The organism is Micromonospora sp. NPDC007230 (genome assembly GCF_042869115.1).
In the GTDB taxonomy this organism is placed as follows: Bacteria; Actinomycetota; Actinomycetes; order Mycobacteriales; family Micromonosporaceae; genus Micromonospora.
In genome coordinates, this window is sequence record NZ_JBIAFE010000020.1 from 43,499 (window position 1) to 62,978 (window position 19,480).

19 protein-coding genes and 1 pseudogene are annotated in these 19,480 nt (G+C 72.9%); 8 read left to right on the top strand and 12 right to left on the bottom strand.

Annotated features, from left to right (window positions below; genetic code table 11):
* Positions 1-49 precede the first annotated feature (49 nt).
* Complete coding sequence (gene wrbA / locus ACFYML_RS25345; protein ID WP_387423001.1) at positions 50-679, bottom strand: NAD(P)H:quinone oxidoreductase; 630 nt, start codon at positions 677-679, stop codon at positions 50-52.
* A 375-nt stretch (positions 680-1,054) separates the two neighbouring features.
* On the opposite strand from wrbA, the gene ACFYML_RS25350 reads away from it, so the two are divergent.
* A complete protein-coding gene (locus tag ACFYML_RS25350) occupies positions 1,055-1,780 on the top strand; it encodes a YsnF/AvaK domain-containing protein (RefSeq protein WP_387423002.1) in 726 nt (241 codons plus the stop codon).
* A 109-nt stretch (positions 1,781-1,889) separates the two neighbouring features.
* The gene (locus ACFYML_RS25355) at positions 1,890-2,987 is read left to right on the top strand and encodes a winged helix DNA-binding domain-containing protein (protein ID WP_387423003.1); all 1,098 of its coding nucleotides are present in this window, start codon (positions 1,890-1,892) and stop codon (positions 2,985-2,987) included.
* On the opposite strand, the gene ACFYML_RS25360 is transcribed toward ACFYML_RS25355, so the two are convergent.
* Together ACFYML_RS25360 and ACFYML_RS25365 are read right to left on the bottom strand one after the other, a co-directional pair.
* Positions 2,960-3,631, bottom strand: coding sequence for an NTP transferase domain-containing protein (locus tag ACFYML_RS25360; RefSeq protein ID WP_387423004.1), 672 nt, complete (start codon positions 3,629-3,631; stop codon positions 2,960-2,962). The two genes, ACFYML_RS25355 and ACFYML_RS25360, sit on opposite strands and share 28 nt — an antisense overlap.
* Entirely contained in the window at positions 3,628-4,731 is a 1,104-nt protein-coding gene (locus tag ACFYML_RS25365; RefSeq protein WP_387423005.1) for an XdhC family protein, read from the bottom strand. The genes ACFYML_RS25360 and ACFYML_RS25365 overlap by 4 nt, the downstream gene beginning before the upstream one ends.
* A 78-nt stretch (positions 4,732-4,809) precedes the next feature.
* Between ACFYML_RS25365 and ACFYML_RS25370 the strand changes: the two genes are divergently transcribed.
* From ACFYML_RS25370 to ACFYML_RS25380, 3 genes are read left to right on the top strand one after another with little or no spacing between them, the layout of a single operon-like run.
* Positions 4,810-5,361, top strand: a complete 552-nt coding sequence (locus tag ACFYML_RS25370; RefSeq protein WP_387423006.1) for a 2Fe-2S iron-sulfur cluster-binding protein — start codon at positions 4,810-4,812, stop codon at positions 5,359-5,361.
* On the top strand, positions 5,358-6,350 hold the full coding sequence (locus ACFYML_RS25375; protein ID WP_387423008.1) for an FAD binding domain-containing protein: 993 nt from the start codon (positions 5,358-5,360) through the stop codon (positions 6,348-6,350). Before ACFYML_RS25370 ends, ACFYML_RS25375 begins: the two co-directional genes overlap by 4 nt.
* Positions 6,347-8,446 (top strand): xanthine dehydrogenase family protein molybdopterin-binding subunit, encoded by a 2,100-nt coding sequence (locus tag ACFYML_RS25380; RefSeq protein WP_387423009.1) that lies wholly within the window; start codon positions 6,347-6,349, stop codon positions 8,444-8,446. Before ACFYML_RS25375 ends, ACFYML_RS25380 begins: the two co-directional genes overlap by 4 nt.
* A 40-nt stretch (positions 8,447-8,486) precedes the next feature.
* On the opposite strand, the gene ACFYML_RS25385 is transcribed toward ACFYML_RS25380, so the two are convergent.
* The 4 genes and pseudogenes from ACFYML_RS25385 to ACFYML_RS25400 all read right to left on the bottom strand — a co-directional run bounded on the left by ACFYML_RS25385 (position 8,487) and on the right by ACFYML_RS25400 (position 12,872).
* The gene (locus ACFYML_RS25385; protein WP_387423010.1) at positions 8,487-9,695 is read right to left on the bottom strand and encodes an ABC transporter ATP-binding protein; all 1,209 of its coding nucleotides are present in this window, start codon (positions 9,693-9,695) and stop codon (positions 8,487-8,489) included.
* Positions 9,696-9,706: 11 nt separating this feature from the next.
* The gene (locus tag ACFYML_RS25390) at positions 9,707-10,543 is read right to left on the bottom strand and encodes a carbohydrate ABC transporter permease (RefSeq protein WP_387423011.1); all 837 of its coding nucleotides are present in this window, start codon (positions 10,541-10,543) and stop codon (positions 9,707-9,709) included.
* Position 10,544: 1 nt separating this feature from the next.
* Positions 10,545-11,539: pseudogene (locus ACFYML_RS25395) on the bottom strand (carbohydrate ABC transporter permease).
* A 43-nt stretch (positions 11,540-11,582) separates the two neighbouring features.
* Positions 11,583-12,872: an ABC transporter substrate-binding protein gene (locus ACFYML_RS25400; protein ID WP_387423012.1), complete on the bottom strand. Its 1,290-nt coding sequence runs from the start codon at positions 12,870-12,872 to the stop codon at positions 11,583-11,585.
* A 328-nt stretch (positions 12,873-13,200) separates the two neighbouring features.
* Between ACFYML_RS25400 and ACFYML_RS25405 the strand changes: the two genes are divergently transcribed.
* From ACFYML_RS25405 to ACFYML_RS25415, 3 genes are all read left to right on the top strand, one after another.
* Positions 13,201-13,905, top strand: coding sequence for a VOC family protein (locus tag ACFYML_RS25405; protein WP_387423013.1), 705 nt, complete (start codon positions 13,201-13,203; stop codon positions 13,903-13,905).
* A gap of 186 nt (positions 13,906-14,091) precedes the next feature.
* Positions 14,092-14,526 carry a hypothetical protein gene (locus ACFYML_RS25410; RefSeq protein ID WP_073836708.1) on the top strand — a complete coding sequence of 145 codons (435 nt, stop codon included), beginning with the start codon at positions 14,092-14,094 and terminating at the stop codon, positions 14,524-14,526.
* Between the two features lie 46 nt (positions 14,527-14,572).
* Entirely contained in the window at positions 14,573-14,845 is a 273-nt protein-coding gene (locus ACFYML_RS25415; RefSeq protein WP_073836709.1) for a hypothetical protein, read from the top strand.
* A 60-nt stretch (positions 14,846-14,905) separates the two neighbouring features.
* Here ACFYML_RS25415 and ACFYML_RS25420 read toward each other — a convergent pair whose 3' ends face one another.
* From ACFYML_RS25420 to ACFYML_RS25440, 5 genes are all read right to left on the bottom strand, one after another.
* On the bottom strand, positions 14,906-15,589 hold the full coding sequence (locus ACFYML_RS25420) for a hypothetical protein (protein ID WP_387423014.1): 684 nt from the start codon (positions 15,587-15,589) through the stop codon (positions 14,906-14,908).
* A gap of 70 nt (positions 15,590-15,659) precedes the next feature.
* Positions 15,660-16,592 (bottom strand): rhomboid family intramembrane serine protease, encoded by a 933-nt coding sequence (locus ACFYML_RS25425; protein ID WP_387423015.1) that lies wholly within the window; start codon positions 16,590-16,592, stop codon positions 15,660-15,662.
* Positions 16,593-16,680: 88 nt separating this feature from the next.
* Entirely contained in the window at positions 16,681-17,454 is a 774-nt protein-coding gene (locus ACFYML_RS25430) for a L,D-transpeptidase (protein WP_387423016.1), read from the bottom strand.
* 473 nt (positions 17,455-17,927) lie between these two features.
* A complete protein-coding gene (locus tag ACFYML_RS25435) occupies positions 17,928-18,719 on the bottom strand; it encodes a DUF4184 family protein (protein WP_387423017.1) in 792 nt (263 codons plus the stop codon).
* Between the two features lie 21 nt (positions 18,720-18,740).
* Positions 18,741-19,439, bottom strand: coding sequence for an HAD family hydrolase (locus tag ACFYML_RS25440; RefSeq protein ID WP_387423018.1), 699 nt, complete (start codon positions 19,437-19,439; stop codon positions 18,741-18,743).
* Between the last annotated feature and the right edge of the window lie 41 nt (positions 19,440-19,480).

Here is a 19,480-nt window from a genome sequence, read left to right on the forward strand (position 1 = left end):
CGGTGGCCGGACGGGTCCGAACCCCTGCCCGGCCACCGGTCGCCCGTGCTCAGCCGGCCATCCCCCGCTTCAGCGCGGCGCTGATCTGGATCGCCCGCTTGGCGGTCAGCGCGGTGGCCGCCAGCGCGAGGTGGTCCGGCGCGATCTCGCCGTTGTTGCTGGTGTGCGAGGCGCCGTACGGGTTGCCCGCGACGAACTGGCTGGGGTCGGTGTAGCCGGGGGTCACCACCACCCCACCCCAGTGGTAGAACACGTTGAAGAGCGCCAGCAGCGTGGACTCCTGACCGCCGTGCGAGGTGGCCGTGGAGCAGAACGCCGAGTAGACCTTGTTGGCCAGGATGCCCTGGGCCCAGAGCGGGCCGGTGGTGTCGATGAACTGCTTGAGCTGGGCGGCCACCATCCCGTAGCGGGTGGGCGAGCCGAAGATCACCACGTCGGCCCAGGAGAGGTCGTCGAGCTGCGCCTCCATCACGTCCTGCGTCTCCAGGTGGTGCGCCTGCCACCCCGAGTTGGAGCGGATCGCCTCGTCGGGCGCCAGCTCACGCACCTTGCGCAGGCGGACCTCGGCACCGGCCTCGCCCGCGGCCTCGCCCGCGGCCTCGACCGCTGACTGCGCCATCTGGTAGGTGATGCCGGTCGCGCTGTAATAGATCACCGCGACGTTGACCTGGCCGTCCATCAGACGTTTCCCTCCTCGGTTCCGGGCGAACTCGGACGACTACCCGTTGGTTGCGGCGTCAAACGACTGCCGTGGCACACACTCCGCGGCTTGATTCACCCCTGTCGATCGGCCAGCAAACCTCAATATTTGCGCAAGTTCGGACCGGAACGGCTGCCCGGAATCCGGACTCCGGGGATCCTGTTCGCACCGGTGCCGATCCGCGTCCCACCGCCCGGAGGCACCTGAACGGGGGGATCGCGCTCCGCCGGCACGCCGGCTGGCGCAGCGCGATCAGGTGTTCTCCTCCTGCTCCTCCTATTCGTCCCGATTCCCCGGCATGCCGTCCCCGCCGACGGGGATCCTCTCGGTGACCCACGAGAGGGAGGACGAACCATGCGGCTCACCGAACCGCAGATCCGCTCGCTGTACGGGCAGGACGTCCAGGACCGCTCGGGCGCGACGATCGGCACCGTGGGCCAGGTCTGGGCAAACCCCGCAGGCGAGCCCACCTGGGTCAGCGTGCGCACCGCCGACACGGGTCACCGCGAGTCGATGGCTCCGCTGCACGCGGCCCAGTGGCAGGCAGGCCGGCTGCGGGTGCCGTACGACCGGACGACCGTGCGTACCGCGCCCGCCGTGGAGCCCGGCACCGACCAGCCGCTCGGCGCGGACCAGCTGACCCTGCTCCACCGGCACTACCAGCTGCCGCCCGAGAGCGCGGCCCGACGGCCGGAGCGGCCCGGGCCACCGGAGCTGACCCGGTTCGAGGAACAAGCCCGGTTCGACACCGAGACCGTGCCGGCCGGCACGGCCCGGCTCCGCAAGCGCGTGGTGACCGAGAACGTGCACACCACCGTGCCGGTCGCCCACGAGGAGGCGACCCTCGTCCGGGAACCGATCGCGGAGGCGGACCGGGGTACCGTGCCCGCGGGCACCGACACGGAGCAGCGCGAGATGGTGCTGCACGCCGAACGCCCGGTGGTGGTCAAGGAACGGGTCCCGGTCGAACGGGTCCGGCTGGCCACCCACCAGGTCGTCGAGCAGCGGCCCGCCCACGCCCAGGTCCGCCGGGAAGTGGTCGAGGCGGACACGCCCGAAGAGGCCCGGCCGCAGGAGTGAGGCGAGAGCAACCCGGGCGGGTGGGCCTCTCCCACCCGTCCGGTCGCGTCCGGCGGAAACGTCGGACCCGCCGCCTATGCTGACCGTCCACCACTGACGGGAGGCCTGCGTGCCCGTACGGCTCACCGGCGCCGAGGCGCTGGCGCTGCGGATGACCAGCCTGCTGCTGCGCCCGCACCCGGTGGCGCGCCCCGACGGGGTCGCCGGCGTGGTCGAGTGGTTCGGCGCGATGCAGGCCCAGGACAACGCGAGCGGCCTGTGGTCGCTCGGCGTACGCCTGCCGGGGCGCACCCTGGCCGACGTGCGGGCGGCGCTGGAGCGGCGCGAGGCGCTGCGGACCTGGCCGATGCGCGGCACGGTCCACCTGGTGCCGTCCCGCGACGCCCACTGGATGCTGGCGGTGACCGGCGTCCGCACGCTGGCCGGCGCCGCCGCCCGCCGGGCACAGCTCGGGCTCACCGAGGCCGAGGCGGACCGGGCCGTGGACGTGCTGGGCGCGGCCCTGGCCGGCGGCCGCCGCCTCACCCGTGCGGAGTGCCTGGCCACCCTCGGCGCCGCCGGCATCGACACCACGGGGCAGCGGGGCTACCACCTGCTCTGGTACGCCGCCCAGCGCGGCGTCACCTGCATCGCCCCGCACGTCGGCACCGAGCAGACGTTCGCCCTGCTCGACGAGTGGGTGCCCGACCCGCACCGGCCGGAGCGCGACGAGGCCCTCGGCATCCTCGCCCTGCGCTACGTGCGCAGCCACGGCCCGGTCACCCCACACGAGCTGGCCCGGTGGACCGGCCTGACGGTCACCGACGCACGGCGGGGCCTCGCGGTGGCCGGCGACGCCCTGGCCCGGGTAGCGGTGGACGGTGTCGAGGCGATGGCCGACGCCGCCCTCCTCGACGCGCCCCGCGAGCCGGTCGACGACGTGCACACGCTGCTCGGCTTCGACGAATACCTGCTCGGCTTCAAGGACCGCACGCTGATGCTCGACCCGGCGCACGCCGCCGCCGTGGTCCCCGGCAACAACGGGGTGTTCCTGCCGACGGTGGTCCGCGACGGCCGGGTGGTCGGCACGTGGAAGCGGACGGTCGGGAAGGCCTCGGTCTCGGTGACCGTGCAGCCGCTGGCACCGTTCGACGCCGCGCTACGCTCCCGCGTCGAGTCCGCCCTGGCCGACTACGCCCGCTACCTCGGCCTGCCCCTGCGCACCTGAGGAGACGAGCGTGGATCGGCAGAGGTTTGCGGAGTTGCTGGAGACATCGCACGGCGGTCAGGGAAGGGACGGGACGGCCGCGGATGCATTCGGGCCAGGTCAGCCGGGGTGTCCACGTCGGCCGGTGACCCGTCGCACGGCACCACGGTCACCAGGTCGGCCCGGGCCCGCAGGAAGTCGCGGGCGCCCCGGTCCCCCGTCGCGTACGGCACGACCAGCGGCCAGGTGGCGCGGCTGAGCAGGACCGGATGGCCGGGCCGGCCGGCGTAGCCGGCGACGGCGACGACGGCGCCGGCCGCGTACGCCGCGCGTACCCGGCGGACCGCGGCCGGGGTCAGCCAGGGCTGGTCGACGAGCACCACCACGACCGCGTCGGCGACGTCCGGCAGCGAGTCCAGGCCGCGCAGCAGCGAGCCGCCCAGGCCGTCGCGCCACCGTGGGTTGACCACCGGGACCGCACCGGGCAGCGCGGGAAGCCGGCCGGCGCCCGCGCCGACCACCGCGTGCACCGGGTCGCAACCGCCGAGGTGCAACAGCCGGACCGCGCGCCGGAGCAGCGGCTCACCGTCCCAGTCGAGGAGTGCCTTCGGCCGGCCGAGCCGGCGTCCGGCCCCGGCGGCGAGCACCAGCCCGGCCACGGTCACCGCGCCGCCGCCCGGGTCAGGCCGGCCGGGTGGGCGGCGTGGATCGGGCCGGTCAGGCCGGACAGCGGCCGGCCACTGCCGCCGTGGCGCCAGGCCACCACCTCCGCGGCGATCGCCAGCGCCGTCTCGGCCGGGCTGCGCCCGCCGAGGTCCAGCCCGGCCGGTGCGCGCAGCCGGGCCAGTTGGGCCTCGGGTACCCCGTCGGCGCGCAGGCGGGTGAGGCGGGCCTCGTGCGCCGCACGGCTGCCGAGCACGGCGAGGTAGCCGGCCGAGGTGGACAGCGCCGCGTGCAGCAGCGGGAGCTCGTAGCGAGGGTCGTGACCGAGCAGGCAGAGCACCGTGTCCGGGGTGACCGGGGTGGCGGCCAGCAGGCGGTGCGGCCAGGCCCGGTGCACCTCGTGTGCGTCGGGCAGCCGGGCGACGGTGGCGAACGCGGGTCGCGGGTCGCAGGCGACGACCCGGTAGCCGAGGTCCGCGCCGATCCGGGCGAGCGCCGCGGCGACGGCGGTGGCGCCGAACAGCAGCATCCGCGGTGCCGCCGGCATCGCCTGGAACAGCACCCGCACGCCGGGGCGCTCGCCGTAGCCCAGCACGACGGCGCCGTCCGGGAGCCCGGCGGCGCAGTCGACGGCCCAGTCGTCCAGGTCCGCGGTGCCGAGCGTGCCCTCGGTCCGGTCCCGCCTGATCACCAGCTCGGCGGCGAAGGGTGCCCGGCCGCCCACCACGGTTGCCACGGCGACCGGGTCGGGCCCGGCGAGCGCGGCGAGGGAGCGTGCCGTGGGGCAGTCCGCGGTCACCCGGCGCAGCAGCACCTCTACCGTCCCGGCGCAGCCGGGCCGGGCCGGCCATGGGCCGTCCCCGCCCACCGGGTAGCGGGCGAGCCGGGTCCGGCCGGTGCGCAGGGTCTCCGCCGTCGCGTCGAGCACCGCCGACTCGACGCAGCCGGCCGGGATGCCGCCGCGCACGTCGCCGGTGGGGTCGACGGCGAGCAGGTCGCCCGGGCCGGTGACGGTGCCCGCGCTGCTGGCCACCACGGTCGCCAGGCCGAAGGGGATCCGTCGCCGCCGCCAGTCGTGGGCCGCGGCCAGGACCTCGCGCATGCCGCTCCACCGATCGCCAGTTTCGGGCTTCTGCCCGTATTTGTCATTGGATGTCGTAGTCAACGGTAGTCTGGCGCGGTGCGCAGCGGGCGGGAGAGCGGGAAACCGGCGGACGACGACCGGTCGTCCCGCATCACGCTCACCGTCAACGGCGTCGACCACGACCTGACGCTGGACAACCGGACCACCCTGCTGGACGCCCTGCGCGAGCGGCTCGCCCTGATCGGCAGCAAGAAGGGCTGCGACCACGGGCAGTGCGGCTCGTGCACGGTCCTGCTCGACGGCCGGCGGGTGAAGAGCTGCCTGATCCTGGCGGTCACCCTGGACGGCCGGACGGTGGTCACCGTGGAGGGACTCGCCGGCCCGGCGGACCTGTCCCCGCTCCAGGCCGCGTTCGTCGCGCACGACGCCTTCCAGTGTGGCTACTGCACACCCGGGCAGCTCTGTTCCGCCCGCGGGATGCTCGACGAGGTGGCCCGGGACTGGCCCAGCGCGGTGACCGAGGACCTGACCGCACCGGTGGAGCTGACCGACGCGGAGGTACGGGAACGGATGAGCGGCAACCTGTGCCGCTGCGCCGCGTACCCGCACATCGTGGCCGCCATCCGGGACGTGGCGGCGGCGCGGTGAGGCCCTTCCGCTACCACCGGCCGGCCGACGTCACGGAGGCGGTCGCGCTGCTCGACGCCGAGCCGGAGGCGGCATACCTCGGCGGCGGCACCAACCTGGTGGACCTGATGAAACTCGGGGTGCAGCGCCCCGACCTGCTGGTCGACGTCACCGGCCTGCCCCTGGACACGGTGGAGGCCCTACCGGACGGCGGGCTGCGGATCGGGGCGACCGTGCGCAACAGCGACCTCGCCGCGGACCCGATGGTCCGGCGGGACCACCCGTTGCTCTCCCGGGCGCTGCTCGCCGGCGCCTCCGGGCAGCTGCGCAACATGGCCACCACCGCCGGGAACCTGCTGCAACGCACCCGCTGTGTCTACTTCCAGGACACCGGGAAGGCGTGCAACAAGCGGGAGCCCGGCACTGGCTGCGCGGCGCGCCACGGGCAGAACCGGGACCTGGCCATCCTCGGCTGGTCCGAACTGTGCGTGGCCACCCACCCGTCGGACCTGGCGGTCGCCCTGGTCGCCCTCGACGCCGTGGTGGAGGTGTACGACCCGGGCGGCGCGCGGGAGATCCCCCTGGTCGACCTGCACCGCACGCCGGGGGAGCATCCCGAGCGGGAGACCAGCCTCCCCCGCGGCGCGCTGATCACCGGGGTACGGATCCCGCCGCTGCCCTTCGCCCGGCACTGCACCTACCTCAAGGCGCGCGACCGGGCCAGCTTCGCGTTCGCGGTCGGCTCGGTGGCCGCGGCGCTGGACCTGGCCGGAGACACGGTCCGCGACGTCCGGCTGGCGTACGGGGCGGTCGCGCACCGGCCGTGGCGGGCCTACCGGGCGGAGGAGGCGCTGCGCGGCCGCCCGTTCACCGCCGAGCTGGCCGCCCAAGCCGCGGACGCCGAGCTCGCCGCCGCCCGTCCCCTGCCGCACAACGGGTTCAAGGTGCCGCTGATCCGCAACCTCACCGTCCGGGCGTTGACCGCGCTGGCCGGGGCGGCACCCCGATGAGCGCGCCACCTGTCGGTGCGGTGGGCCGGGAACACCCCCGCCTCGAAGGCCGGGACAAGGTCACCGGGGCGGCCCGGTACGCGGTGGAGTACCCGGTGGACGACGTCACGTACGGCTGGGCGGTGCCGGCGGCGGCCACCCGCGGGCGGGTCAGCCGGATCGACACGGCCCCCGCGCTGGCCGTGCCGGGCGTGCTGGACGTGCTGCACCACGGCAACGCGCCCCGGTTGGCGCCCGGCGTGGACGACACGCTGTTCCTGCTGCAGGAGCCGACCGTGCACTACCGGGGGGAGTTCGTCGCCGTGGTGGTGGCGGAGACCCTCGAGGCGGCGCGGGAGGGCGCCCGGCTGGTCCGGATCGACTACGACACCGAAGCGCACAGCACCGTCCTCTCCGCACACCACCCGGGCCTGTACCGCCCGGACAAGGTCAACCCGGGCTACCCGGCGGACACCGCGGAGGGGGACTTCGACGCCGCCTTCGCGGCCGCGGAGGTCCAGCTCGACGCCACCTACCGCACCCCGGCCTACCACAACAACCCGATGGAGCCGCACGCCACCACCGCCCACTGGCGGGACGGGCGGCTGCTGGTGCACGACTCCACCCAGGGCGCGACCCCGGTGCAGGCCACCCTGGCACCGCTGTTCGGGCTGCCCCCGGAGGCGGTCCGGGTGATCGCCGAGCACGTCGGCGGCGGCTTCGGCAGCAAGGGGGCCCCGAAGGCGCCGGTGGTGCTCGCCGCGCTCGCCGCCCGGCAGGTGGGCCGGCCCGTGCGGCTGGCGCTGACCCGGCAGCAGCTCTTCGGCCCGATCGGATACCGCACCCCCACCATCCAACGGGTCCGGCTCGGCGCGGACGCCGACGGGCGGATCGCCGCGGTCTGCCACGACGCGATCAGCCAGACCTCGAAGGTGCACGAGTTCGCCGAGCAGACCGCCGTCTACACCCGCAGCATGTACGCCGGCCGCCACCGGCGCACCACGCACCGGCTGGTCCGGCTGGACGTGCCGACGCCGTTCTGGATGCGCGCCCCCGGCGAGTGCCCGGGCGCGTACGCGCTGGAGTCGGCGCTGGACGAGCTGGCCACCGCGTGCGGCGTCGACCCGGTCGAGCTGCGGGTCCGCAACGACGCGACCGTCGACCCGGACAGCGGGCAACCGTTCAGCAGCCGCAACCTGGTCGCCTGCCTCCGCGAGGGGGCCCGCCGGTTCGACTGGGCCGACCGCGACCCGACGCCGGGGGTTCGGCGACTCGGGCGGTGGCTGATCGGCACCGGGGTGGCCGGCTCCAGCTACCCGGCCCGGTCCCGGGCCGCCGCCGCGGCGGCCACCGCCGCACCCGACGGCACCTTCGAGGTACGGGTCAACGCGACCGACATCGGCACCGGCGCCCGGACGGCGCTGTGGCAGCTGGCCGCCGACGCCCTGGCGGTGCCCGCCGACCGGGTCGCCATCGGGGTGGGCGACAGCGACCTGCCGCCGGCCCCGGTGGCCGGCGGTTCGATGGGCACCGCCTCGTGGGGCTGGGCGGTGATCCGGACCTGCGAGCAGCTGCGGCAGCGGCTCCGCGACACCGCGGTGCCCGCCGAGGGGCTGACGGTCGAGGTGAGCACCGCCGACGAGGTCCGCGCCCAACGTCCGCTGGCCCGGTACGCGTACGGCGCCCACTTCGTGCAGGTGCGGGTGGACGCGGACACGGGCGAGGTCCGGGTGGACCGGATGCTCGGCATGTTCGCCGTCGGCCGGGTGGTGAACCCGACCACCGCCCGCAGCCAGCTCATCGGCGGCATGACCATGGGCCTGTCGATGGCGCTGCACGAGGAGGGCCTGCTCGACGAGCGGTACGGCGACTGGGTCAACCACGACCTCGCCACCTACCACATCAGCGGCTGCGCGGACGTCGAGCGGATCGAGGCGTACTGGCTGCCGGAGGAGGACCCTGACCTGAACCCGGCCGGGGTGAAGGGGATCGGCGAGATCGGCATCGTGGGCAGCGCTGCCGCCGTCGCCAACGCGGTGCACCACGCCACCGGCGTACGGGTCCGGGACCTGCCCGTCCGGCTGGACAAGCTGCTGGACCGGCTGCCGGCAGACTGAAGGGCCGGCGGCGTGGCACCGGCCCTTCAGTCTGCGTCCCTCAGTCGGCGAGCGCGCCGGCCGCCCGGCCCTCGTGCAGGGTCAGGTTCCGCCCGGTGGACGGGTCGAACAGGTGGATCTTCTCCAGGTTGAACCAGACCCGCCGGTGCTCCCCCTCCCGGGCCGGCGACTCGGCGGACAGCCGGGTGACCAGGCTGGAACCGGTGCCGGTGAAGTCGCCGGTGCCCGCGTCGGCGGCCAACTCCTCCAGCTCGGCGGAGTTGGCCCGCTCCCCCTCGACGGCGAGGTACACGTACTTGTCGGAGCCCATCGACTCGACGATCTCCACCGGCGCCTCGAACTCCAGACCCCGGCGGCGGGTCTCCTCGTCGAGCAACTCTGCGTCCTCGAAATGCTCGGGCCGGATGCCGAGGATCAGCTCGCGCGGCGCGTCACCGCCCGCCAACTGATGGCGGACCCGGTTGCCGATCGGCACATCACCCAACGCCGTCCGCAGGTGGCCGTCCTCGACGGCGGCGGGCAGGAAGTTCATCGACGGCGAGCCGATGAACCCGGCGACGAAGAGGTTGCGCGGGTGGTCGTAGAGCTCCTGGGGCGGGCCGACCTGCTGCACCGCACCACCCCGCATGATCACCACGCGGTCGCCGAGGGTCATCGCCTCGGTCTGGTCGTGGGTCACGTAGACGGTGGTGGTGCCGAGCTGCTTCTGCAGCCGGGACACCACCGTGCGCATCTGCACCCGCAGCTTGGCGTCCAGGTTGGACAACGGCTCGTCCATCAGGAACGCCTTGGGCTGCCGGACGATCGCCCGGCCCATCGCCACCCGCTGCCGCTGGCCGCCGGAGAGGTTGGCCGGCTTGCGGTCCAGCAGCGGGGTCAGCTCCAGGACCTTCGCCGCCTCCTCGACCTTGGTGTTGATGCTCTCCCGGTCCAACTTCGCCAGCCGCAGCGGGAAGGCCATGTTCTCCCGGACCGTCATGTTCGGGTACAGCGCGTACGACTGGAACACCATGGCGATGTCCCGGTCCCGCGGAGCCCGGTCGTTGACCCGCTCCCCCGCGATGCGCAGCTCTCCGGAGCTGATGTCCTCCAACCCGGCGATCATGTTGAGCGTGGTCGACTTCCCGCAGCCGGAGGGGCCGACCAGGATCACGAACTCGCCGTCGGCGATCTCCAAGTCGACGTCCCGCACCGCCACGGTCCCGTCCGGGAACCGCTTGCTCACCTTGTCCAGCACGATGTCAGCCATGACAACACCACCTATCCCTTGACTGCGCCGGAGGTCAGGCCGGAGACGATGCGGCGCTGGAAGAAGAGCACGAACAGGATGATCGGAATGGTGATCACCACGGCGGCGGCGCAGATCGCCCCGGTGGGATCCTCGAACTGCGACGCGCCGGTGAAGAACGACAGCGCGGCCGGCACCGTGCGGGACCGCTCGGTGGAGGTCAGCGAGATGGCGAACAGGAAGTCGTTCCAGCAGAAGATGAACACCAGGATGGCCGTGGTGAACAGCCCCGGCGCGGCCAGCGGCGCGATCACCCGCCGGAACGCCTGGCCCTGGGTGGCGCCGTCCATCTTCGCCGCCTTCTCCAGATCCCAGGGGATCTGCTTGAAGAACGCCGACAGCGTGTAGATCGCCAGCGGCAGCGCGAAGGTGATGTACGGCAGGATCAGCCCCGGCCAGGTGTCGAAGAGGCCGAGCTGCCGCTCGATCTCGAACAGCGGTGAGACCAGCGACACCTGCGGGAACATCGCGATCAGCAGGGACACCCCGATCAGCAGCCGCTTGCCGGGGAAGTCCAGCCGGGAGACCGCGTACGCGGCCATCGCGCCCAGCACCACCGCGATCAGGGTGGCGATCAGCGCGATGCCGATCGAGTTGACCAGAGCCCGAACGAACTGGTCGGTGGCGAAGATCGTCCGGTAGTTGTCCAGCGTCCACTCCCGCGGGATGAACTTCCCGTCGGTGAGCGTCGCCGGGGTCTTGAACGACAGCGAGGCGATCCAGAGCACCGGGATCAACGCGAAGACGACAACGAGGACGTCCAGCAGACCCCAGCGCAGCCTCGCCCGCATGGTGGTTTCGGTGGCCATGTCAGCGCCTCTCCCCGTCGTCGCTGCCCGGGGCAGCGGTGCCGAACAACTTCACGAAGACGAACGCGATGATCGCCACGGTGATGAAGATCAGCACCGACATCGTCGAGCCGATGCCCAGGTTCAACCCCCGGATCAGGTTGTTGTAGGCGAGCATCGACACCGACGACGTCTCGTTGCCGCCCGCGGTCAGGATGAAGATGTTGTCGAAGACCCGGAACGCGTCCAGGGTGCGGAACAGCAGGGCGACCAGGATCGCCGGCTTCATCACCGGCAGCATCACCTTGGTGAACCGCTGCCAGGCCGTCGCACCGTCGGTGGACGCGGCCTTGAGCAGGTCCTCCGGCACCAGCGCCAGGCCGGCCATCAGCAGCAGCGCCATGAACGGCGTGGTCTTCCAGATCTCCGCCAGCATGATGATCGCCAGCGAGCTGGCCCGCTCGGTCAGCGGCGCGCTGCCGTCGAACAGGTTCGCCAGGTAGCCGGTGCCCGGCGTCCAGGCGTACCGCCAGGAGAACGCCGCGACCACCGTGACGATCCCGTACGGGATCAGCGCCGCGGTGCGGACGATGCCCCGGCCGACCAGCGTCCGGTGCATGATCAACGCGAGGCCCATGCCGAGCACCAGTTCCACCGCGACGGTCACCACGGTGATCACGGCGGTCACCCCGAACGCGGTCCACCAGAACTGGTTGCCCAGCACGGTCACGTAGTTGTCCAGCCCGACGAACTCGCGCTGGTCCGGAAAGCGCAGGTCGAAGCGCTGCAGGGACAACCAGACCGAGTAGAGGATCGGGTAGGCGGTGACCAGCAGCATGACCAGCGCGGCCGGCGCGCAGAGCAGCCAGCCGAGGCGCCGCTCGGCCCGCTTGTTCTCGCTCAGCGGGGCCTTCGTCCCGCGCCGGGGCCGCTGCGCCGGCACCGCGGCGTGCCGCCCGGGGCCACGTTCGGCCTCGGCGGCGACGTCCGGCCGGTGGGAGTGGCGTTCACACTCATGCCGTCACCTCCGGACGGTCGGCCCGCTGCGGGTGGATCTCGCTCACGGCAGTACCCCCTTCGACTCGAGGGCGTCGGCGATGGCCTTGCGCAACTCGTCGGCGGTCTGCTCGGGCCGGATCCCCGACGGCGGCGACAGCATCGCCGACATCACCGTGGAGATGCTCTGGTACGCCGGGGTCAGCGGCCGGACCGCTGGCTCCTTCAGCTCCTGAAGGATGGTCTCCTTCATCGGGTACGCCTTGTCCATCTCCGGGTCGTCGTAGACCTTCTCGATGGTCGGCGGCACGCCGTCGTTGACCGCGGAGAACTTCTGGTGCTCCGGATCGCGGATGCACCTGGCGGCCTCGAAGGACTCCTTCGGGTGCTTCGAGTAGGTGCTGACCGCCATGTTGACGCCGCCGATGGTGACCTTGCTCGGGGTGTTCGCGTCGATGCCCGGCACTCGCGCCCACTTCACCTTCTTCGCCATCTCCGGCGCCGCCTCCTGCATCGCCGGATAGACGAAGGGCCAGTTGACCTCGAAGGCGCCGCCGCCGGACTGGAACTCCAGCCGTACCGGGTCCTCGGTGGCGTTGGTGAACGACGGCGACGTCACCCCCGACGTGGCCAGCTTCCGCAGCTGGTCGAGGGCCTTGACGGCGCCCTCGTCCATCACCGCCCGCTTGCCGTCGTCGCTGAGAATCTTCCCGCCGGCGCTCTCCGCGAGGGTGTTGTAGAGGACGACCAGGCCCTCGTACTGGGCGCCCATGGTGAGCACCTGGTACGGCTTGCCCTGCTCCTTCAGCCGCTGCGCGGCGGAGATCATCTCGTCCCACGTCTTCGGCGGCTCCGGCACCAGATCGGTGCGATACCACAGCAGCTGCACGTTGGTGTTCTTCGGCGCCGCGTAGAGCTTGCCCTCGTAGCGGGCGGTGTCCAGCGGGCCGGCCAGGGTGCCCTGCTCCGCCTCCGCCTTGTCCTGGCCGGTCCACTCCCGGATCCAGTGCGCGCTGGCGAACTCCTGGGTCCAGGTGACGTCGAGGCCGAGCACGTCCATCCCGCTGTCCTGCGCGGCCAGCCGGCGCACCATCTGCACCCGCTGGTCGTCAGCCTGCCGCGGCAGCACGCGGTAGACGATCCGGTAACGCCCCTGCGCCTGGGCGTTGCAGTCGTCGACCACCTGCTGCAGGTTCTGCTCCGGCGGGTAGTACAGGTTGATCGTCGGCGTACCGCCGTCACCACCGGAACCGCAGGCGGCCAACGGCGCCACCAACGCCAGCGCGGCGGCTGCCGCCGCCGCACGCCTGCGTGGCCGCCGCCGGTCCGCGGCGTCGCCGGGGTGTGTCGTCATCGCCCTCCCCCTTTCGTCGGCGAAGGCCGGGGAAGTCGCCCGTGCCCCGGCGCACGGCGAGACGGTCGGGGGCGCGGTCGGCGGCGGATCCGCCCCGGCCCCAGGCGTTTCGTGCGCCTGACAGTGCCCGACCTGCCACGGCGCGAAACCTGACCGTCACGCGACGCCCACCACAGGGCCGGGCTGTGGGCCAGGTCACGCCACCGGGCCCCGGTCCGATCCGATGGACGCAAGGCCGGCGATCCGACGCGCGCACTTCCCGGCAATCTGGGCGGACCCCGGAGCACGCGCGGGGCAGCCGGGTGTCGGAGCCGGGCATAGTGGGGGCATGATCGCGCGCTTCAAGGACCTCTGCATGGACGCCGCGGACGCCCACCGGCTCGGTGCCTTCTGGGCCGGCGTCCTCAACGCGGACCTGATCGACACCGGCGACGGCGACACCCGGATCGATCCCCGGGCAGCCGCCTCGAAGGCCGAGTCGATCTGGGTCAACACCGTGCCCGAGCCGCGTACCGGCAAGACCCGGGTCCACCTGGACCTGCGCCTCGCCGAGCCGGAGCCGACCGCGCTGCTGGCCGCCGGCGCGCGGCTGGTCCGTGAGCCGGACGCCGAGATCAGCTGGTGGGTGCTGGCCGACCCGGAAGGCAACCAGTTCTGCGCCTTCCGGCCCCGCGAGGGCGCCCGGCCCGGCGTCTTCGAGCTGGTGGTCGACAGCGCCGACCCGGCGGCCCAGGCCGGCTGGTGGGCCGGCGTGGTCGGCGGCCGGGTGGCCACCACCGAGGAGGGCGCCACCTCGGTGGTGGACGCGGCCGGCTTCCCCTGGGACCACTGGGTCTTCGACCCGGTGCCCGAGCGCAAGCGGGTGAAGAACCGGGTGCACTGGGACGTCGACCTGACCGGCCCGGACCCCACCGCGCTGATCGCGGCCGGCGCCACCCTGCTGCGCGAGCCCACCGACACCACCCGGTGGTGGGTCCTGGCGGACCCGGAGGGGAACGAGTTCTGTGCCTTCGCCCCGCGTCCCAAACAGTGAGCGGCGAGGCTACCCAGCGTCCGCCCGGTCGACTAGCGTTCTCATAGCTCCGCAGCCAGCGCGTTCGCCGTCGACGTCGATACGCCTCCGGCCGACCCCAGCCCGCCCTTTCGGTTGGTTCTCGCGCGAACTCGCCTCTGCGGCACCACCGGTTGGGCAGGATCGTCCCAACCGAGGAGGTCCGTCGTGCAGGACACCACCCGCGCTCTCGCCCTGACGTTCGAGGTGAGCGGCCTGCCCCCGGTCAAGACCGAGGCCCTGTCCATCTTCGCCGCCGGGCACCGGCAGGCGGCGAGAGTCCGCGCCCTGCTCCAGGCCGCCTGCGAGGCGGCCCAGCACACCGGTTGGACCCCGCTCGCCGGCCCGATCGAGGTGGACCTGACCCTGCGCTGCCCGCCCGGGCACCGCACCTCCGACGCCAGCACACTGTTGGGCGGGGTCTGCGCGGTGCTGCAGGACAAGAAGCGGGTGGCGAACATCGGCCTGGCCCACCTCGGGGTGCTGGTCGACGTCGCCCTCTACGCCGACGACCGGCAGATCCGCCGGCTGTCGTACGCGGAGGAGCCGGCCGAGGACTTCTCGTACCAGGTCCGGGTGGCCGCCGTACCGGCGGTGGTTTGACCGACGACCGCGGCGGGGTACCGCGGACGCCGACGAAGGGAGCAGCATGTCGGAGCCACACGTCACGCTCGACCCGAGCGGGCTCGACCCGGTGCAGCAGAAGCTGCGTGGCCCGCTGGAGGATCAGCTGACCTCGGCCCTGCAGGCGGCCACCGAGCGGGTCCGCGCCGGCTACGCGGGCGAACCCGTCGAGGAGGTGTGCCGCCGACTGCTCGACGAGACCCGCGCCGGCCTGCACCCCGACATCGCCGCCGGCTTCCAGCCCGACATGGACGAGTTCTGCCGGGTGGCCGTGGCCATCGTCCGCGGCGCGGCCTGAGGCACCCGGCATCCGACCGGGTCGCCCTCCGGCCCGCGCGGGCGGTGCCGCCCGCCGCGGTCAACCGCGCCGCACGTCCAGCGAGACGACGTGGGTGCCGTCGGGCCGGGTCGACTCGCCCAGTCGCACCGGCAGCGGCTCGCCCGAGGTCCGCACCCCGAGGCCGAAGCTCAGGTGCCCCTCGAAGTCTCCGGCGACCGCCCAGCCGCGCAGCGTCGGGTAGCCGATGGCCGGCGGCGGCGCGTGCACCGTGCTCCGGCCACTGCGGTCATGTGCCTGGGCCGGGTCGAAGCGCACGGAGAGGAAGGCGTCGCCGGGCAGACTCACCGGTGTGCCGGTGCCGTCGGACTCCACCTGTGCGACGTATCCGACCTGGTAGGACGGCGTGGGCCCGCGGAAGGCGAAGCTGATCCGGCTGAACCCCTCGGCCGGGTGGTCACCGACCTGGATCTGCACCAGCACGGGCAGTGGCTCCCCCGGCGCGGGGTTGACCGGCACCTTGACGGTGTGGGCCACGCGGGCCGGCGCGGAGGGCACCGCCCACCCGTACGTCACCCGCCAACCCCCGGCTGCGGATGGCGCGGCGGTGGCGGAGGCCGTCGTGGCCGGCGTGGTGACGGCGGTCGCGCTGGGCGCGGGGGCCGTCGAGGTCGGCGGGGCCGCGCCGTCGTGGTCGGTCGTCGAGCAGGCCGCCGCGAGCAGCACGACCACGCTGGCAAGCAGTGGTACGCGCTGAAGTCTCATGGCTCAGTGTCACTCCGGCCGGTGGTGTCCCACCAGAGCCGATCCGCCCTGACTTCAGCCCGAGCTGCCGTCAGGTGGTGAGGGCGAGCGACTTCATGACGACCAGCGCGACGAGCAGCACGGTGAGCCCGACGGTCACCGACACCTGCACGATGGTTCGCCGCTTCGCCGGCGCGTACGCCAGCCCGACGGCGGCGACCCCGCCGGCCAGGAGGCCACCAAGGTGCCCCTCCCAGGAGGTCCAGCCGGCGGAGACCACCATCCAGATCAGGAACGGGATGATCACCCGGTTGGGGTCGATCGGGTGGTGGTGCAGCCGCCGGGTCAGGACGAAGTAGCAGCCGGCCAGCCCGTACACCGCGCCGGAGGCGCCGACGGCGGCCTGGTGCGGGGAGACCAGGAAACCCAGGACCGATCCGCCGAGCGCGGCGAGCAGGTAGACGGCGAGGAAACGCACGACGCCCAGCCGCTCCTCGATGACCCGGCCGAGCACCCAGAGCCAGTACATGTTGAACACGATGTGCAGGATGCCGAGGATGCCCTGGGTGGGCAGCTGGTGCAGGAAGGCGGAGGTGATCAGGCGATACCACTCGCCGTGTGCGATGCCGATCAGCTGGTATCCGTCGTACGCGCCGCCGTCGTCGACGTACCGCTGGCCGGCGTCGTCGACCAGCCCGGTGCCCAGGCTGTCGAACTGGTCGAGGATCGCCGGGCGGACCAGCTCGGCCAGGTAGGCCAGCACGTTGAGCCCGATGAGCACGTACGTCACCACCGGCCGGGCGGCCACCCGGCCGCCGAAGACCGTGCGGGCCTGGCGGACAGTGCGGTTCTCGTCGCGTACGCACTCCGGGCAGCGGTGCCCCACCGGCGCCTCGCGCAGGCAGTCGGGGCAGATGGGGCGCTCGCAGCGGGTGCAGCTCAGCAGCGTCTCCCGCTTGGGGTGCCGGTAGCAGGTGGTGGTCGCCTCCCCGCCGGAGGGCTGGCCGGTGCTGATCGTGTCCATGTGGTGAGCGGTTCCCCGGGTCAGAGTGACAGGAAGCGGCCGGCAGGGGTCCGGCGGGGACCCCTGCCGGGACGGCGGGCGCGCCGGTTCAGTAGCGGTTCAGCACCGAGTACGGGCTGATCACGATGCGCGGCGCGGCGGCCGGGTTGAGCCAGGTGAGCACGCCGACCAGGTGGTTGTGCGACAGGCTCACGCAGCCGGCGGTGGCATTGCCCGACGCGGTGCTGAACTCGTGCAGGAAGATGCCGCTGCCAGCGCCGGGTACCGGCGTGGGCACGTTCGGCGCCATGTTGTAGGTGATCACCGCGAAGTGCGTGTACGCGGGCTTCTCCTGCCAGAGTGCCTCGCTGTAGCCGCCGGGGTTGGTGGTGGTGTGCTGGAAGCTGTTGTAGCGGGGCGAGTCCGGGTTCTCGTTCCACCAGTCGTTGGTGACCACTTGGTGGTAGGGGTAGCGGACGCCCGGATTCGCACCGATGCCGTAGATCGTGGGACCGATGGAGTAGACGCCGGTCGGGGTGGTCGGCACGCCTTCGACGTGGTTGTCGCTGAAGCCCTTCGAGCCGATGCGCGCGGGCAGGGGCGCCGAGACCGGGAACCATTGCCCGGCGACCTTGGTGAACGTCTCAAGGGTCGCGTACGTGGTGGTCCAAGTGTCCGCGCCGACGACGATGACCTGCTTGGTCTCCTTGGGCAGGGTCTTCAGCCCGGCGGCGCGGTTCTTCGAGCGCGGGCCGCTGGGCCGCACGGGGGTGCCACCGACGTCCGGGTCGGTGATCGCCGCCGCCGCGGGTGCCGCACCACCGGCGACGATCGGCGCCACGGCTCCGACAGCCGCGCCGAGGATGAGAGATCTCCGTTTCACCCGGACGATCCTGGCACTCGGCGGTTCCTCCCGATGCCCCGTGGAGGGTGACATTTATCCGACTCGTGATGCGGCGTGTCGATGTAACACTGGCGCCGCGCAGGCAGCCGCGACCGACAGGCGAGAAACGGGACGAAGAGCGGTCCGCTCGGAGACGCCGGGGTGGGTCAGGACCGGGTCCGCAACTCCCCGGTCCTGACCCCCAGCCGTCCGGCGTGGTAGCGGCATTCGCCGTTGCGAGCGCGGCGGGCGTGGCACGACGCCCACGCCGGGCTCAACACGGCGAGCCGGCCCGCCTGCACTCAGCTCCACGGTGCCCAACTACCGGACTTCGGTGCGTCCCTGACTCACCCCGAAGAGTCGTGAACGCGGGCTCAGGTTAGGCACCTTCTCGCAGAGCGAACAAGCTTCCCCAGCGCCGGGAGAATGTGATTGATGCCAATGTCGAAATACGGCATGTTCGTGTAACAGGGTCAGCTGGGCTGGCGCTGTTTGCCCGCGAGGTGTCCGTCGCGCGTCGCGGGCGGCGGGACCGGACGCAGGCCGCCGGCCGCGGCGGCTCCAGCGATCAACGCGAGCGCCCCCAGGTGCAGCAGCCGCACCCCGGCCGGCGCCGGTACGGCCGCTGCGGGCAGGCCGGGCAGCAGCAGCGCCCCGAGCGCGGCCACCGGCAGCGCGACCGCCCAGAACCGGCCGGGCCGGGCCGGCGGCGCGGGTGGTCGTACGCCGTCGAAGATCTCCTGCCGGCGGGCGGCCCGCACCGCCAGGGCGACCACGACGACGGCGCCCGCCACCGTGCCGAGCACATCGGAGAACTGCCACCAGTAGAGCCCGGTCAGCGCGTGGAAGTCCGCGATGCCCAGCAGCCGCGGCCAGCGGTCACTGTGGGTCACCCGGTCCCAGCCGACGTGGCTGAACGCGCCAATCAGCGCCGAGCAGACGGTGACCTGCCAGGGATGCCGGACCCCGCCCAGCGCGGCGTGGTCCCGCCAGGCGAAGAGGCGCTCGCCGGGCAGGTGCACCGCGATGCCGGCGATCACCCGGCGGACGCTCCAGGCGTACGCGAGCGCGACCGGCAGGCACCACCACAGCAGCCCGCCGAGGGTGTGCGTACGCTGACCGAGCTCGAACCGGGTGCCGGTGAACAGGTAGCCGACGTCCGGCGCGACGGCGCCGGTGGCCAGGGCGACCCCGTCGAACCAGCGCGGTCGCCACAGCTTCAGCGGCAGCACGGGCGCCAGATGCGAGGGAAAGGTCAACGGCACAGGCGGGACGTTACCCGCCGATCAGAAGTGCTGGCGCAGGTCGGGGAAAGCGGCCAACCGGATCACCCCATGGTCGCCCGGGTCGAGCTCGTCGTGCTCCAGCACCCAGGTGTTCTCGTTCGGGATGAAGACCGCGTTCATGCCGGCGGCCCGGGCGGGCAGGATGTCCGAGCGCGGGGAGTTGCCGATCATCCACGCGCCGGCCGGGTCGAAGCCGTGCTCGCAGGCCAACCAGCGATAGGTGTCCGCGTCCTTCTCCCGCACGATGTGCGCGGCCCGGAAGTGGTGCAGCAGCCCGGAGGCGTCGAGCTTGCGCTGCTGCTCCTCCCGCTCCCCCTTGGTGAGCAGCAGCAGCTCGTGCCGGGTGGCCAGGTCGTCGAGGGTCTCCGCCACGCCGGGCATCAGCTCCACCTGGTGACCCACCAGCGCCGCCGCCAGGCTCTCGATCTCGGCGCGCTCCCGCTCCGTCGCCGGGCGCTCCCGCAGCTTCTCCAGGCACTCGCCCAGGCTGTGCAGGAAGACCTTGCTGCCGTAGCCGTGCGCGACGGCGTTGGCCCGCTCGATGTCGTCGAGGACGGCCCGGATCTCCGCCCGGTCCAGCGTCGGGTGGTCCAGCCAGGCGAGGAAGTCGTCGATCACCCGCTCGAAGAGGACGTTGTTCTCCCAGAGTGTGTCGTCGGCGTCGAAGACGAGCACCTTGGCCTCCCGGCGCTGTCGCATCGCGTACCCCTTCCCGTGACCGGACCGGGACACGCTACTGC

Coding starts and splice junctions, on each gene's coding strand:
- wrbA (WP_387423001.1), bottom strand. CDS start 679: ATGGACGGCCAGGTCAACGTCGCGGTGATCTATTACAGCGCGACCGGC.
- ACFYML_RS25350 (WP_387423002.1), top strand. CDS start 1,055: ATGCGGCTCACCGAACCGCAGATCCGCTCGCTGTACGGGCAGGACGTC.
- ACFYML_RS25365 (WP_387423005.1), bottom strand. CDS start 4,731: ATGCGCGAGGTCCTGGCCGCGGCCCACGACTGGCGGCGGCGACGGATC.
- ACFYML_RS25380 (WP_387423009.1), top strand. CDS start 6,347: ATGAGCGCGCCACCTGTCGGTGCGGTGGGCCGGGAACACCCCCGCCTC.
- ACFYML_RS25385 (WP_387423010.1), bottom strand. CDS start 9,695: ATGGCTGACATCGTGCTGGACAAGGTGAGCAAGCGGTTCCCGGACGGG.
- ACFYML_RS25390 (WP_387423011.1), bottom strand. CDS start 10,543: ATGGCCACCGAAACCACCATGCGGGCGAGGCTGCGCTGGGGTCTGCTG.
- ACFYML_RS25400 (WP_387423012.1), bottom strand. CDS start 12,872: ATGACGACACACCCCGGCGACGCCGCGGACCGGCGGCGGCCACGCAGG.
- ACFYML_RS25405 (WP_387423013.1), top strand. CDS start 13,201: ATGATCGCGCGCTTCAAGGACCTCTGCATGGACGCCGCGGACGCCCAC.
- ACFYML_RS25415 (WP_073836709.1), top strand. CDS start 14,573: ATGTCGGAGCCACACGTCACGCTCGACCCGAGCGGGCTCGACCCGGTG.
- ACFYML_RS25420 (WP_387423014.1), bottom strand. CDS start 15,589: ATGAGACTTCAGCGCGTACCACTGCTTGCCAGCGTGGTCGTGCTGCTC.
- ACFYML_RS25425 (WP_387423015.1), bottom strand. CDS start 16,592: ATGGACACGATCAGCACCGGCCAGCCCTCCGGCGGGGAGGCGACCACC.
- ACFYML_RS25440 (WP_387423018.1), bottom strand. CDS start 19,439: ATGCGACAGCGCCGGGAGGCCAAGGTGCTCGTCTTCGACGCCGACGAC.